This is a genomic window from Sediminimonas sp., assembly GCF_024637375.1.
Taxonomy (GTDB): domain Bacteria; phylum Pseudomonadota; class Alphaproteobacteria; order Rhodobacterales; family Rhodobacteraceae; genus Sediminimonas.
In genome coordinates, this window is record NZ_JAGXFK010000095.1 from 1 (window position 1) to 15,179 (window position 15,179).

The window sequence follows — 15,179 nt, forward strand, 5'->3', positions numbered from 1 at the left end:
GGGCTTTCCGACTACGACATCCAGGCGCCGATCGCTGTTATCGAGGCCGCCGGCGGCATCGTGACCGACTGGCGGGGCGGCCCGGCGCATCACGGCGGTAGGGCGGTGGCGGCGGCGGGGCGCGCGCAGCATGATGCGGCGCTTGAGGTGCTGGCCAAGGTCGCCCCCTGAGGTCTGCGGCCCGGGGCGCTCCGGCCACGGCGCTCAGCTTTCGCGGCGCAGCCACTCCATCACCGCGGGGCGCACCGATTGGTCGCCGCTGGCCATGGCGGTTTCGATCACCTCGTTCAGTTTGCCGACGTCGATGCGGCGCATCATGTGCTTGACCGGTCCGATCGAGGCGGGGCGCATCGAGAGGCTGCGCATGCCGATGGCGGCAAGGCAGGCGGCCTCGACGGGGCGGCCCGCGTCCTCGCCGCAAAAGCTCAACTCGGTGCCGGTTTTCTCGCAGCGTCGCACGATGTCGCGCACGAAGCTCAGGAAGCTGACGTTGAGCGTGTCATAGCGTTTGCGCACGCGTTCGTTTTCGCGGTCGGCGGCAAAGAAGAACTGCTTGAGGTCGTTGCCACCGATCGACAGGAAATCCACCTCGCGGAAGAACCTGTCGGGGGCGAAGGCCAGCGACGGGGTTTCCAGCATCGCGCCGATCTCCAGCGTTTCGGGGATGGCATGGCCGAGGATGCGTTCGCGCGCCAGTGCCTTGTCCATCTCGGCCTTGGCGGCGGTGAATTCCTCGTATTGCGCGACGAAGGGGAACATCACCGTCAGCGGCCGGCCGTCGGCGGCGCGCAACAGCGCCTGCAACTGCATACGCATCACGCCGGGCTTGTCGAGCCCGACCCGGATCGCCCGCCAGCCGAGCGCCGGGTTGGGTTCGTCATTGGGCTTCATGTAGGGCAGCACCTTGTCCGAACCGATGTCGAGCGTGCGGAACACCACCCGCTTGCCATTCGCGGCATCGAGAACGCGGGCATAAAGCGCGCTGAGCTCCGAGCGCCGCGGCATCTGGTTGCGCACGAGGAACTGCAACTCGGTGCGAAACAGGCCAACCCCTTCGGCGCCGGAGCTTTCAAGGCTGGGCAAGTCGGCCATCAACCCGGCATTCATGTGCAGCGCGATGCGGGTGCCGCACAGCGCCTCGGCGGGCTTGTCGCGGATCGAGGCATAGCGTTCCTGCGCCTGCGCCTGCATGGCGATCTTGTCGCGGAACGCGGCGGCGACGGTTTCGTCGGGGCGCAGGTGCACGATGCCCTGGTCGCCGTCGATCAGAATGTGATCGCCGTTCAGCGCCTCGGTGGTGATGTTGCCGGCGTGTATCACCAGCGGAATCGCCAGCGCCCGCGCGACAATGGCGGCGTGGCTGCCGACCGAACCTTCCTCGAGCACGATCCCCTTGAGCGAGCGCCCATAATCCAGCAGCTCGCCCGGGCCGATATTGCGCGCCACCAGGATCGGGTCGGCGGGCATCTCGGCGCCGGTGTGGTTGCCCTGGCCGGTGAGGATGCGCAGCAGCCGGTTGGACAGGTCGTCGAGGTCGTGCAGCCGGTCACGCAGGTAGGCATCGCCAACCTGTGCCATGCGCGCGCGGGCGGTGGATTGTTCCTTTTCCACCGCCGCCTCTGCCGACAGCCCGCGGCCGATGGCCTCTTCCATGCGGCGCAGCCAGCCCTTCGAGTTGGCGAACATCCGGTAGGCTTCGAGAACCTGAAACTGCTCCTTGTCGCCGGTTCGGGCGCCTTCGAGCATCTGATCGACGCTGATCCGCAGGGCATCGACGGCCTCGGCCAGGCGGTCAAGCTCGGCCTGCGAGTCTTCGGCGATGGGGTTGGTGACCACGACGCGCGGCTCGTGCAGCCAGGCGTGGCCTTGGGCGGCGCCCTCCTGCCCGGTGCTGCCACGCACCATCACGGGTTGCTGGTGGCGTGCCCTCAGCGCCGCGCCCTCGCCCACGAAGGCGCCCAGTTCGGCCATCTCGGCCAGCACCATGGCGACCACCTCGAGCGCGTAGATCTCGTCAGCCGAGAACTCGCGCGCGTCCTTGGATTGCACCACCAGCACGCCGAGTTTCTGGCCCAGGCGCTGGATCGGCACGCCCAGGAAGGACGAATAGCGTTCCTCGCCGGTCTCCGGCATGTAGCGAAAGCCCGGTGCGGCGGGGGCGTTGGCGGTGTTTATGGGCTGGCCGGTGCGCGCGACGCGGCCGACCAACCCCTCGCCCACGCGCAGGCGGGTTTCATGTACGGCTTCGGGCTGCAAGCCCTCTGTCGCACACAGCTCAAGCGTGTCTTCGTCGCGGAACAGGTAGATCGAGCACACCTCGGTGCCCATGGAATCGGCGGTCAGCTCGGTGATGTTGTTCAGCCGCGCCTGCCCGGCGATATCCTCGGCCATGGCGTGGCGCAGGCGCCGCAGCAGTTTCCTGCTTTCCGATTCGGTTCGTTCGGGCATCCGCCTGCCTTCATTCCCGCGTCCCGGCATGGTCCACGGCACATACCGGTGCCGGTGACGCCGCAACCTGTTAGATCGGCGCACCCCGGGCTTGAGGCACCTGGTGCGCGCCCCGGCCTTGCGCCGGCGCCGGCCGAAACCGCGCGGCGCGTTCGGGCGCGCCGGCGTCAGGCCAGCTTTTCCAGTTCGAACGCATCATGCAGCGCCTGAACCGCGAGTTCCATGTATTTTCGGTCGATCAGCACGGAAATTTTTATCTCGGAGGTTGCAATCACCTTGATGTTGATCCCTTCATCCGAGAGCGTCTTGAACATTCGCGCTGCCACGCCCGACTGCGAGCGCATGCCGATCCCCACCGCCGAGACCTTGGCCACGTCGGTGTCGGCGATCAGGTCGTGGTAGTTGATCTCGCCACGCGCCTTGGCCTCGGCCAGCGCCTTCTCGGCGCGTTTAACCTGGTCGGTGGGGCACGAAAAGGTCATGTCGGTGCGCCCCTCTTCCGAGATGTTCTGGATGATCATGTCCACGTTCACGCCCGCCTCTGACAGCGGGCCGAAGATGGCGGCGGCAATACCGGGTCGGTCGGCCACCGACACAAGGGTCATCTTGGCCTCTTCGCGGCTGTAGGCTATGCCCGAGACGACTCGTGTTTCCATGATTTCCTCCTCGTCGCAGACCAGCGTTCCGGCGCTGTCGGACTGTTCGTTGAGACTGCTGAGCACCCGCAGCTTGACACCGTAACGCATGGCCAGTTCGACCGAGCGCGTCTGCAACACCTTGGCGCCGAGGCTGGCAAGCTCCAGCATCTCCTCGAAGGAAATCCTGTCAAGTTTTCTGGCCTTGGAGCAGATGCGCGGGTCGGTGGTATAGACGCCGTCCACGTCGGTGTAGATGTCACAGCGCTCGGCCTGGAATGCGGCGGCGAAGGCCACCGCCGTGGTGTCCGAGCCGCCGCGCCCCAGCGTGGTGATGCGGCCTTCGGGGCTGACCCCCTGGAACCCGGCAATGACTGCCACGCGCATGCCCTCGGCGAACTTGGCGCGGATGTTGTCGGGCGGAATGTCGAGGATGCGCGCCGCCGAATGCGCGCTGTTGGTTTGCAAAGGCACCTGCCAGCCCTGCCAGCTGCGCGCCGGCACGTCCATTTCCTGCAATGTCAGCGCCATCAGCCCGGCGGTGACGTTCTCGCCCGAACCGACCACGGCATCGTATTCGCGCGCGTCGTAGAGCGGCGAAATCTCGTCCACCCAGCCGACCAGTTCGTTGGTCCGCCCCGCCATGGCCGAGACGATGACGATCACGTCATATCCCTTGGCGACCTCGACGCCGACGCGCTTGGCGGCGCGCTTGATGCGGTCGAGATTGGCAACCGAGGTGCCGCCGAATTTCATCACGAGAACGGGCATGGCGCTGTCCTGCAATCGGTATCCCGGCGCGGTGTATGCCTTCGCGCGCACCGGGGCAAGAGAGCATGGCGCGCGGCGCTCAGTTCGACTTGTCGCGCGGGCGCAAGGGCAGCGGCAGCACCGGCACCCCGTCCTCGGCCAGGGCGCGGGCCTCGTCGTGGCTCGCCTCGCCATGGATCGGGCGGGCAGGGGTCACGCCGTCATGCATGGCGCGTGCCTGGTGGGCGAAATCGCGCCCGACATCGTCAGAATGCGCCTCGATCCGGCGGCGCAGTTCGGCCAGCGCCTGCTGGGCGGGGCCATCAGGGGTGGCCAGTGTGCCGCGCGAGCGTGCGCCATCGCGTGGCGCGGCGTCGTCGTCGCGGCGGCCAGCGGTCACACGCGGCGCCATCGGCGCTTTTTTCATGTTGGATGTGCCGCAAACCGCGCAGGTAAGCATGCCCGCCGACACCAGCTTTTCAAAGGCGTCCGTCGACTTGAACCAGCTGTCGAAGTCGTGGCCGTTCTCGCATCTGAGGGAAAACTGGATCATGGGGTGCCGTCCGATATCTACCGGGTCAGATTTTCACGTTCGTGCCTTGCTCAAGCCTGTCGTTCACTTGCGCGCCGCGGGGTCGAAGGCGCGGATGATATGCACCAGTTCAGCCTCGTCCACGCGCGCGGCGGCCTTCTTGCGGGTAAACCATTTGCGACGACGCTGGTGCGACTCGGGGTAGTCGTTGGCCAGCGCCTTCACCTTCACCGGGTAGACCATTGCGATACAGGGCAGCGCCTTGTCCGGCCCGATCAGCTTGGCGTAGGAGAACAGGCCGAGGCAGTGCTCGATGGCGCGGCCCTTGACGCCGGCCTCTTCCCACGCCTCCTGCAACGCCGATTGCGCCGGGGTCATGTTCTCGATCGGCCAGCCCTTGGGCACGATCCAGCGGCGCGAACTGCGGCTGGTGATCAGCAGTATTTCCGGGCGCCCGCGCCGGATGCGATAGCACAGGGCGGCGAATTGCGTGCGCACATCGCTCTTGTGCGACGCGTCGAACCTGAGCGGTAGTTGCTGCTTGCCTTCCAGCATTCTGCCCTTCCCTGTCCCCAGCCGCTGGTCGGTCCCGCAGTCGCGCGGGGTGTCGCACAAGCCTAGAGCACGCGGCGGCTCTTATCCAGATGGCCTTTTCCCGGCGGGTCGTGCCAGCCGTTTTTGCGCGCCGGGGCGGGCAGGAAGCAATGATCAACTTGTCGGCAGGAGTCCTGAAACGAACGATTATCCGGAGAATTGACCCGGATAGTTGTCTGAAACGCGATTAATGATCTGGTTATCCACAGAAATCGGACCGGGTAGCGCGGTGCGGCGCCATCGCGGCGGCGCGCGGCGGCGCAGGAAAGCCTTGATCCGCTGTCGTTCCGGTCTGTGGATAACGCGAATCCGTGTTGTTTGTAAGGGGATTGTGCGGCGAAGGCGATGTTTCGGTCGAAGCCAGCGCGCCGCTGCGGGGCGCAACGCAACGGTCACACTGGCGGCGCGGTCAGCCCCGACTCAGCCCAGGGCGTAGCCGGCGCCGCGCACGGTGCGCAGCGGGTCGTTCCCGCCATCGCGGGTGAGCGCCTTGCGCAGCCGCCCGATATGGACATCGACAGTGCGCGTGTCGACGTAGATGTCGCGGCCCCAGACCCGGTCGAGAAGCTGCTCGCGGCTCCAGACACGGCCGGGTTTTTCCATGAAGGTCGCCAGCAGGCGGAACTCGGTCGGGCCCAGCTTGACCGGCTTGCCGTCGCGGTAGACCCGGTGCGCCTCGGCGTCGAGAACGATATCGTCGAATTCCAGCGTCTCGCCCACCGTCGCGGGGCGGATGCGGCGCAACTGCGTGCGCACGCGCGCCATCAGCTCGATCACCGAATAGGGCTTGATCACGTAATCGTCGGCGCCGGTTTCCAGGCCGCGCACGCGGTCAACCTCTTCGGAGCGGGCCGACAGCATGATGATGGGGATCGCCCGCGTCTCGGCCCGCATCTTGAGCCGGCGGCACACCTCGATGCCCGAGACGCCGGGCAGCATCCAGTCGAGCACGATGATGTCGGGGGCCTGTTCCTCGACCAGCAGCAAACCCTCGTCGCCGGTTTCGGCGCGGCTTACCGCGAATCCTTCGGCCTCGAGGTTGTAGGCCAGCACCTCGCGCTGGGCCGGTTCGTCCTCGACGACGAGAACGGTGGGCTGCTCGGCTGACATTACTTGGCGTCCCCGTCAGGGGCGCCGTAGGCGGTCATGTCGCCCTTGGGGCGGTCCTCGTCGGGTAACTCGCCAGTCACCAGGTAGATCGTCTGCTCGGCGATCGAGGTGGCGTGATCGCCCATGCGTTCGATGTTCTTGGCGATGAAATGCAGGTGCATGCAGGCGGTGATGTTGCGCGGGTCTTCCATCATGTGCGTCAGCAGCGAGCGGAACAGCGTATTGTACATCTGGTCCACTTCCAGGTCGCGGTCGCGCACGTCGTCGGCCTTGTCGGCGTCGCGCTGGATATAGGCATCGAGCGCGTCAGCCAGCATGCGTTCGACCATACGCGCCATTCGCCGCAGTGCTGGCACTGTGCCGCTGATCGTCGTCATCTCGACCAGGACGGTGGTGCGCTTGGCGATGTTCTTGGCGTAGTCGCCGCACCGTTCGAGATGCGAGCTGATGGTCATCACCGACAGAACGGTGCGCAGGTCGCCTGCGGTGGGGGCGCGCAAGGCCAGCACGCGGGCGGTTTCGGATTTGATGTCTTCGTCCAGCCCGTCGATGATCTTGTCGTCGCGCCGAACCTGCTGGCTCAGTTCCAGGTCGCGCGTCTCGAGCGCCTTGATCGCGTTGGTGGTGGCCATCTCGACCTGGCCGCCCATCTTCATGATCATGGCCTGGAGCGCTTCGAGGTCGCGGTCGAAGGAGGAAACGATGTGCTGCGAGGTCATTGTGCTGCTCCTTACCCGATCCGGCCGGTGATGTAGCTTTCGGTCCGGTGATCCTGCGGGTTGGTGAAAATGGTGTTGGTATCGCCGTACTCCACCAGGTTGCCGAGGTGGAAGAACGCCGTCTTCTGGCTGACGCGGGCGGCCTGCTGCATCGAGTGGGTGACGATCACGACCGAGAAGCGCTGCTTGAGTTCGTCGATGAGTTCCTCGACCTGCGCCGTGGCGATCGGGTCGAGCGCCGAGCAAGGCTCGTCCATCAGCAGCACCTCGGGCCGGGTGGCCACGGCGCGGGCGATGCACAGGCGCTGCTGCTGGCCGCCCGAGAGCCCGGTGCCGGGGGTGTCGAGCCGGTCCTTGACCTCGTCCCACAGCGCCGCGCGGCGCAGCGATTTCTCGACCACTTCGTCGATCTCGTCCTTGGTGCGGGCCATGCCGTGAATCCTTGGGCCGTAGGCGACGTTGTCGTAGATCGACTTGGGAAACGGGTTGGGTTTCTGGAACACCATGCCCACCCGGGCGCGCAATTGCACCGGGTCGACGCGGGGGGCATAGATGTCCTGGCCGTCGAGCAGGATTTCGCCCTCGACGCGGCACGAATCGATCGTGTCGTTCATGCGATTGAGGCAGCGCAGGAAGGTGGACTTGCCGCAGCCCGACGGCCCGATGAACGAGGTCACGGTCTTGTCCTGGATATCGACATCGACATCCTTGATGGCCTGGGTGTTGCCGTAGAACACCTGGACGTTTCTGGCGGCGATCTTGATGGCGGTCTGGTCCACGGCGGTCTCCGGTTTTTGTACGTCAAACATTGTCTGGGTATCCTGTTTCTACCATTTCCGCTCGAATTTCTGGCGCATGAAGATGGCCAGCGCGTTCATGGTGATGAGGAAGGTCAACAGCACCAGGATGGCCGCCGAGGTGCGGCTGACAAAGCCGCGCTCGGGGCTGTCGGCCCAGATGAAGATCTGCGTCGGCAGGGCGGTGGCGCTGTCGAACGGGGTCGAGGGCGCGGAGGTGATGAAGGCGTTCATCCCGATCAGCAGCAGCGGTGCGGTTTCACCCAGGGCCTGGGCCAGCCCGATGATCGTGCCGGTCAGGATGCCGGGCATGGCCAGCGGCAGGACGTGGCCGAACACCACCTGCTGCTTGGACGCGCCAACCCCCAGCGCCGCCTCGCGGATCGAGGGCGGCACCGCCTTGAGCGCCGCGCGCGTGGCGATGATGATCGTGGGCAGCGTCATCAGGGCCAGCGTCATGCCGCCCACGAACGGGGCCGAGCGCGGCATGCCGAACCAGCCAAGGAACACCGCCAGCGCAAGCAGGCCGAACACCACCGAAGGCACCGCGGCGAGGTTGTTGATGTTGATCTCGATGAGGTCGGAAAAACGGTTGCGGGGTGCGAATTCCTCCAGGTAGAGCGCCGCGCCGATGCCCAGCGGGAACGACAGCAGGAAACAGGTGAGCAGCGCATAGAACGAGCCCACCAGCGCGCCCTTGAGGCCGGCGAGTTCGGGAAAGCGCGAATCGGCGTTCGTCAGCAGCGCGGTGTTGAGCGGCTTGGTAACCACGCCACGATCCTTGAGAAGTTCGAAATTGGCGATCTCGTCGTCCTTGAGGCGACGGTGCGCCTCGGGCGTTTCGGGGTCGATCAGCCCCTTGTTGAGCTGGTCGTAGTCGTCGGACACCGGCACATTGAACTGCACCGTCTCGCCGATCAGGCCGGGGTTGGCGACCACGCGATCGCGGATCGTGAACTGGGCGCCGTTGGACAGGATCGAGGTCAGCCTGCGAAGCGCCGCGCGGTCGTCGGCCACCTCGGGGAACTGCACTTTCATGGTGTCGGTCAGGATCTGACGGTAGTTGCCGCGCGCGGGGTTTTCCGGATCGACATGTTCGGGGTCGAGAAAAACCTCGATCTTCAGATGGGTCTGGGTGAAGGCCTGATAGCCGGTCGAGATCAGCGAGCCGATCAGCAGCATCAGCATCAGGAAGGCAATGGCGATCGCACCGAGGCCCAGCAGCTTGAGCCGGATCTGGCTGCGCCGACGTTTCTTCATCTGCGACTGGAACGCGGGGCCGTCCCAATCGAACCCGGTGGCGTTGGTCTGGTCGGTCATGGCGCGATCCTCAATCGTAGATTTCGCGGTACTTGCGCACGATGCGCAGGGCCAGGATGTTTATGCACAGCGTCATCAGGAACAGCACCATGCCCAGCGCGAAGGCGGCCAGCGTCTTGGGGCTGTCGAAGGCGGTGTCGCCGATCAGCAGCGTGACGATCTGCACGGTGACGGTGGTGACGCTGTCGAGCGGGTTGATCGTCATCTTGGCGATCAGGCCGGCGGCCATCACCACGATCATCGTCTCGCCGATGGCGCGGCTGACGGCCAGCAGAATGCCCCCGACGATGCCCGGAATCGCGGCCGGAAACAGCACCTTGGAGATTGTCTCGGCCTGCGTGGCGCCCACGGCGAGCGATCCGTCGCGCAGGCTGCGCGGCACTGCGCCAAGCGCGTCGTCGGCGAAGGACGAGATGAACGGGATCAGCATGATCCCCATGACCGACCCTGCCGCAAGCGCCGTGTTGGGCGCGATAGGCAGGCCGAAATTGTCGCCGAAAGATCGGATCGCCGGCGCGATCACCAGAATGGCGAAGAAGCCGTAGACGACCGTCGGTACACCGGCCAGCACCTCGAGCACCGGCTTGACGACGCCCCGCACCCGGCGTGAGGCGAATTCGTGCAGGTAGACCGCTGACAGAAGGCCGATGGGCGTGGCGATGAACATCGCGATGAAGGCGATCACCAGCGTGCCCAGAAACACCGGCAGCATGCCGAAGGCGCCCTCGGCTGCGACCTGGTCTTCGCGGATGGGAATTTGCGGCTCCCAGTTGGTGCCAAGCACGAAGTCCCAGAATGGCACCATTTGGAAAAAGCGTATGGTTTCGAACAGCAACGATGCGACGATCCCGATGGTCACGAAGATTGCCACGACCGCGCAGCTCACCATCAGGCCATGGAGGATGCGTTCGACGCCCTGGCGGGCGCGGAACTCGGCCGCAACGGTGCGGCGCGAGATGTACATCATCGCCGACGCCAGCGCCGCCGTCACCGCCACCAGCAGCCAGCCCGACAGCTCGCGCAGCGCCACCAGGTGTTCGGCGGCTTCAAGCTTCCAGTCCTCGGGCGTGCCGAAGATGCGCCCGCCCGCGATCGAGCGGATCTCGGACATGATGAGCTGCACCTCGCCGGTGCCTTTGCCCCCCAGCACGCCGGCGGGCAGCCCGGCCTTGACGATCGCCGTGATCACCGTGTCCTGAAACAGAAGCCAGACGATGATCAGAAAGAAGGTCGGCACCAGCGTCATCAGCGCGGCATAGCCGCCATGGAACCCTTCGAGCGAATGCATCCGTGTGCCGCCGTCGCGGATCGCACGGGCGGCGCGCAGGTTCATAACATAGCCGATCACCACCGCGGCGAGCAGGATCACAAATGCGAGGAGCGTCATGGTATGCCTGTCGGTTCTTGTGGATGACGCCCCCGCCATGGTGGCGGAGGCGTCGTTGATGTGCGTCGGATGGGTCCCGCTTACTTCACGGGGTCCATCGACTTGCCGTTGATCACCGCGTCCTGAAGCTTGGCACGGCGCTCGTCGCTCAGCGGCACGAGGCCACGCTCGGACAGGTAGCCGCCGGGTGCCAGGGCCGCTTCGGACATGTATTCCTCGATGAATTCCTGCAGGTTCGGGATCACGCCACGGTGTGCGTTCTTGACGTAGAAGAACAGCGGGCGCGATACCGGGTAGGACTTGTCGCCGATGGTGTCGAAAGTGGGCTCGACACCGTCGATCTTGACGCCTTTCAGCTTGTCGACGTTCTCGTACAGGAACGAGTAACCGAAGATGCCCAGCGCGTTGGGGTCGGAGTCAAGGCGCTGCACGATCAGGTTGTCGTTCTCGCCGGCCTCGATGAAGGGGCCATCGGTGCGCATGCGCGAGCAGTTTTCCTTGATCCAGGCCTTGTCGTAATCGCCGCTCTCGACATAGTCGGTCTGCTTGCAACCGGCGTGCATCGCCAGGTCGACCCAGGCGTCACGGGTGCCCGAGGTTGGCGGCGGGCCCAGCACGACGATGTCGGTGTCGGGCAGGCGCGAATCGACCTCGGACCACTTCTGGTACGGGTTGGCCACCCACTCGCCGTCAACCGGCACCTCGGCGCCCAGCGCCAGGTAGATTTCTTCCAGGGTTATATCCCAGTCGAAATCGTTGCCGCGCGACACGGCCATCGACAGGCCGTCGAAGCCGATCATCGCCTCCGATACGTCGGTGACGCCGTTCTCGGCGCACTTTTCCCATTCCGACGCCTTCATGGCGCGCGACGCGCCGGTCAGGTCGGGGTGGCCTTCGCCGATGCCTTCGCAGAAAATCTGCATGCCGCCACCGGTGCCGGTGGATTCGACGATGGGCGACGGCGCGCCGGTCATGTTGGCAAACTGCTCGGCCACGGCCTGCGTGTAGGGGAACACGGTCGACGAGCCGACGATGCTGATCTGGTCGCGCGCCGCGGCCGTGGTTGCCGACACGGCGGCCAGCGCCAGGGCCGAAACGGTGAGTTTGGTATAGGACATGAAAGCTCCTGCTATCAGTGTTTCAGTGCGGAACGTGGCCCGGATACGCGGCGTGCATGACGCCTATGTAAGAGTTTTGTAACAGCAATATGAAACTCGCCGCAGGTGGCCCGGATTTTCGTGTCGCCTGCCCGCGCCGCCCCCGAAAAGCCTTCGCCGCACGCATATCCACGCATTTTCGCGCCGCAGCGCCGTATCGGGTGTGTTCGACGCGCACGGGTGCCGCGCGGAACACCACTATGTGCAACTGCCGCGAATTGTATTACGATTCGCCCTCCACGGATGGAGGGCCCCATGATCCGATTCACCGTCAACGGTCGGCAGGTCGAGACCGATCTCGAACCCGACACGCCGCTTTTGTGGGTCCTGCGCGACACGCTGAAACTGACCGGTACCAAGTACGGCTGCGGCATCGCGCAATGCGGCGCCTGCACCGTGCACCTGGACGGTTTCGCCACCCGCTCGTGCCAGGCGCGCATCGGCGATCTGGACGGCGCCGAGGTGACCACGATCGAATCCCTGGGCACCCCCGAGGCGCCCGGCCCCGTGCAACGCGCCTGGATCGAACACCAGGTGGCGCAGTGCGGTTATTGCCAGTCGGGGCAGATCATGGCGGCGGCGGCGCTGCTGGCCGAGGTGCCCGACCCCGACGATGCGCAGATCGACGACGCGATGTCGGGCAACCTGTGCCGCTGCGGCACCTACCCGCGCATCCGCGCGGCAGTGCATCGTGCCGCCGAACTGATGCAGGAGGAGGCCCAATGAGCCGTGCCGGAACCATTGCGCGCCGCACCTTCCTGTTCGGCACCGTGGCCATCGCCGGCGGCGTGGCGCTGGGCTATTACGTGGTGCAGCACCCGCACGACAACCCGCTCAAGCCGGGGCTGGAGCCGGGCGAGGCGGCGCTCAACCCTTACGTCCTGCTCGACGGCGACGGGGTGACGGTGATCACCCCGCGCACCGATATGGGGCAGGGGGCGCATTCGGTGCTGGCGGCGATGGTGGCCGAGGAACTGGACCTGGCCTGGAACGCGGTCAGGGTTTCCGACGGCCCGCCCTCGGCGGCCTATTACAACGCCAAGGTCGCGGCCGAGACGCTGCCGTTCGCCGCCACCGACGACGGGTTCCTGGCCCGCAACGCGCGCGCCCTGGGTGGCAGCATGGCCAAGGTGATGGGGTTGCAGATCACCGGCGGCTCGACCACCGTGCCTGACGGCTTCGACCGGATGCGCATGGCCGGCGCGGCGGCGCGGCAGATGTTGCTGGACGCTGCCGCCGAGATGACGGGCGTGCCGCGCGAGACGCTGACAACCCGTGAGGGCCATGTCGTTACCGAGGACGGGCGTCGTATCGCCTATGGCGATCTGGCCGAACTGGCCGCGCAGGTCGCCCCGCCCGACGAGGTGCGGCTGAAATCGCCGCGCGAATGGCGCCTGCTGGGTCAGCCGATGCAGCGGCTCGACATCGTCGCCAAGTCAACCGGCACGCAAACGTTCGGCATCGACATCGACCTGCCCGACATGCTGTATGCCACGGTGCGCACCAATCCCCGCCGTGGCGGCACGGTGCGCGGGTTCGACGCCAGCGCGGCCGAGGGCATGCCGGGGGTCGAGAGGGTCGTCGCCGTCACCGGCGGTGCTGGGGTGCTGGCCGACAGCACCTGGCGTGCCATGCGCGCCGCCGACGAGATCGTCTTCGAGTGGGGCGAGGCGCCCTATCCCGCGACCAGCGCGCTGATGTGGGCGCAACTGGGCGAGTCGTTCACCGAAAGCCTGCGCGATTCGCGCTTCCGCGACGATGGCGATGTCGAGGCCACGCTTGCAGACGCGGGCGACGGCGCCGTCGAGGCCGAATACCGGTTGCCGCACCTGGCCCACGCGCCGCTTGAGCCGATGAACGCCACCGCGCGGCTGAAGGACGGGCAACTGGATATCTGGGCCTCGACGCAGATCCCGATGTACGTGCTGGCCACCGCCGAACGCCTGACCGGGCTGAAGGTCGCGGACATCCACCTGCACAACCAGTACGCGGGCGGCAGCTTCGGCCGCCGGCTGGAGGACGATTTCATCGCCCGGGCGATCGAGCTGGCGATGGCCGCCGAGGGCCGGCCGGTCAAGATGACCTGGACCCGCGAAGAGGACATGAGCCACGACTTCCCGCGCCCGATGGCGCTGGCGCGCGGCCGCGGTGCGGTGGCGCAGGGCCGCGTTGCGGCCTGCGATCTGTCGCTGGCCACGACTTCGGTCGCGCAGTCGCAGGGCGGGCGCGTGAACCAGCCGATCCCGGGGCCGGACGTGACCATCGTTGCCGGGGCCTGGGACCAGCCGTTCGCGATACCCCATTACCGGGTGACCGGCTACCGGGCGCCGGAAATGGTGCCGGTCAGTTCGTGGCGCTCGGTGGGGGCCTCGGGCAACGGGTTCGTGCACGAAAGCTTTCTCGACGAGCTGATCCACGCCGCCGGGGCCGACCCGCTGGAGGAGCGGCTGCGCCTGTGCGACGACCCGCTGTCGCGCAAGGTGCTAGAAGCGGTGGCCGAGATGTCGGGCTGGTCGGGGCCGAACATGGGCGAGGGGCGCGGGCGCGGCGTGGCCTTCACCCTGTCCTTCGGCGTGTCGGTGGCCGAAATTGTCGAGGTCCGCCAGACAGATACGGGCCTGCGCATCGACAAGGTCTTCGCCGCGGTCGAGGTGGGCCGCGTCCTCGACCCGGTGAACTTCGAGAACCAGGTCAAGGGCGGTGTCATCTGGGGCCTGGGCCACGCGATGAACTGCGAACTGACCTATGCGGACGGCATGACCGAGCAGCGCAATTTCGACCAGTACCAGGGCATGCGCCTGTATCAGGCGCCCCTGATCGAGGTGCGCGGGCTGGAAAACGGCGATACCCTGCGCGGCATCGGCGAACCGGCGGTGCCGCCGGCGGCGCCGGCGCTGGCCAACGCGATCTTCGCCGCCACGGGCCAGCGGGTTCGCGAATTGCCGCTGAACCGCCATGTGAACTTCGCATGACCGACGCCCCCGGCGACACGGCGCCGCGCCTGCGGCTGCGGGTGGTGTTCACGCCGGGCGGCATGCTCGGCCCCGGCAAGGCGGACCTGCTGGCGCTGATCGACGAGACGGGCTCGATCTCGGGCGCGGGGCGGCGCATGGGGATGAGTTACAAGCGTGCATGGACGCTGGTCGAGACGCTCAACACCCTGTTTTCAGGGCCTTTGGTGGAAAGCAGCCGCGGCGGCGATGGCGGCGGCGGCGCGCGGCTGACGGAGACCGGGCGCGAGGTGCTGGCCCGCTACCGCGCCCTGGAACGCCGCGCGGCCGATGCGGGGGCCGAGGACGTCGCGGCGCTGGAGGCCCTGCGCCGGAGGAATGGGTGATTCGGGGGTTAACGGGCCTGTTTTGCAAGGTTTGGCACGTCTGCACTGCGTCGGTATCACGTCGGTATCGCGTCGGTGCAAGCGCCGGAGAGGCCCCGGGTTAACGCGCCGCCCGCCACGCAACACCACAAGATGTGGAGAGGGCCGGTCGCGGGGCCCCGACCCCGCGACCCGGCGGGGCAGGCAGGCGGTCGAAGGCGTAGGGAAGAGGAGGCGCGCGCCGCGACGAGCGCGGGCGGTCGCTCCTTCGTAGGTAATTGTTTCATCCCGGATGATCACATAGCTCCTCGTCGATCTGCGCTGTTCATGGCACGATCTGTTCTGAACGAGGTGCGAGACGGGAGATCGGCATGCTGATCAAGCTTCACAGCCAAGCGACGACCACACCGAAGA

14 protein-coding genes are annotated in these 15,179 nt (G+C 66.5%); 4 read left to right on the forward strand and 10 right to left on the reverse strand.

All coding sequences use genetic code 11. The features are described from left to right. A partial coding sequence (locus tag Q0L89_RS14710; RefSeq protein ID WP_296766658.1) for an inositol monophosphatase family protein occupies nt 1-171 on the forward strand: 171 nt, incomplete at its 5' end. Between the two features lie 33 nt (nt 172-204). On the opposite strand, the gene ptsP is transcribed toward Q0L89_RS14710, so the two are convergent. From ptsP to Q0L89_RS14760, 10 genes are all read right to left on the reverse strand, one after another. Next, nucleotides 205-2,448 (reverse strand): phosphoenolpyruvate--protein phosphotransferase, encoded by a 2,244-nt coding sequence (ptsP, locus tag Q0L89_RS14715; RefSeq protein WP_296766627.1) that lies wholly within the window; start codon nt 2,446-2,448, stop codon nt 205-207. Between the two features lie 167 nt (nt 2,449-2,615). Beyond that, nucleotides 2,616-3,854: an aspartate kinase gene (locus Q0L89_RS14720; RefSeq protein WP_296766630.1), complete on the reverse strand. Its 1,239-nt coding sequence runs from the start codon at nt 3,852-3,854 to the stop codon at nt 2,616-2,618. Nucleotides 3,855-3,933: 79 nt separating this feature from the next. After that, nucleotides 3,934-4,386: a DUF1178 family protein gene (locus tag Q0L89_RS14725; RefSeq protein WP_296766634.1), complete on the reverse strand. Its 453-nt coding sequence runs from the start codon at nt 4,384-4,386 to the stop codon at nt 3,934-3,936. Nucleotides 4,387-4,449: 63 nt separating this feature from the next. Continuing rightward, on the reverse strand, nt 4,450-4,920 hold the full coding sequence (locus tag Q0L89_RS14730) for an NUDIX hydrolase (protein ID WP_296766635.1): 471 nt from the start codon (nt 4,918-4,920) through the stop codon (nt 4,450-4,452). Between the two features lie 459 nt (nt 4,921-5,379). Continuing rightward, entirely contained in the window at nt 5,380-6,069 is a 690-nt protein-coding gene (phoB, locus tag Q0L89_RS14735) for a phosphate regulon transcriptional regulator PhoB (protein ID WP_296766638.1), read from the reverse strand. Further along, on the reverse strand, nt 6,069-6,788 hold the full coding sequence (gene phoU / locus Q0L89_RS14740; RefSeq protein WP_296766640.1) for a phosphate signaling complex protein PhoU: 720 nt from the start codon (nt 6,786-6,788) through the stop codon (nt 6,069-6,071). The genes phoB and phoU overlap by 1 nt, the downstream gene beginning before the upstream one ends. Before the next feature lie 11 nt (nt 6,789-6,799). After that, complete coding sequence (gene pstB, locus Q0L89_RS14745) at nt 6,800-7,597, reverse strand: phosphate ABC transporter ATP-binding protein PstB (protein ID WP_296766641.1); 798 nt, start codon at nt 7,595-7,597, stop codon at nt 6,800-6,802. Between the two features lie 18 nt (nt 7,598-7,615). Further along, nucleotides 7,616-8,905 (reverse strand): phosphate ABC transporter permease PstA, encoded by a 1,290-nt coding sequence (gene pstA / locus Q0L89_RS14750; protein WP_296766644.1) that lies wholly within the window; start codon nt 8,903-8,905, stop codon nt 7,616-7,618. 10 nt (nt 8,906-8,915) lie between these two features. Beyond that, a complete protein-coding gene (pstC, locus tag Q0L89_RS14755) occupies nt 8,916-10,292 on the reverse strand; it encodes a phosphate ABC transporter permease subunit PstC (protein WP_296766646.1) in 1,377 nt (458 codons plus the stop codon). Nucleotides 10,293-10,372: 80 nt separating this feature from the next. Beyond that, nucleotides 10,373-11,410: a substrate-binding domain-containing protein gene (locus tag Q0L89_RS14760; protein ID WP_296766649.1), complete on the reverse strand. Its 1,038-nt coding sequence runs from the start codon at nt 11,408-11,410 to the stop codon at nt 10,373-10,375. A gap of 294 nt (nt 11,411-11,704) precedes the next feature. On the opposite strand from Q0L89_RS14760, the gene Q0L89_RS14765 reads away from it, so the two are divergent. From Q0L89_RS14765 to Q0L89_RS14775, 3 genes are read left to right on the forward strand one after another with little or no spacing between them, the layout of a single operon-like run. Further along, on the forward strand, nt 11,705-12,175 hold the full coding sequence (locus Q0L89_RS14765) for a (2Fe-2S)-binding protein (protein WP_296766651.1): 471 nt from the start codon (nt 11,705-11,707) through the stop codon (nt 12,173-12,175). Beyond that, nucleotides 12,172-14,421, forward strand: coding sequence for a molybdopterin cofactor-binding domain-containing protein (locus Q0L89_RS14770; RefSeq protein ID WP_296766654.1), 2,250 nt, complete (start codon nt 12,172-12,174; stop codon nt 14,419-14,421). The genes Q0L89_RS14765 and Q0L89_RS14770 overlap by 4 nt, the downstream gene beginning before the upstream one ends. Beyond that, nucleotides 14,418-14,786, forward strand: a complete 369-nt coding sequence (locus Q0L89_RS14775; protein ID WP_296766656.1) for a LysR family transcriptional regulator — start codon at nt 14,418-14,420, stop codon at nt 14,784-14,786. The genes Q0L89_RS14770 and Q0L89_RS14775 overlap by 4 nt, the downstream gene beginning before the upstream one ends. Nucleotides 14,787-15,179: the final 393 nt, after the last annotated feature.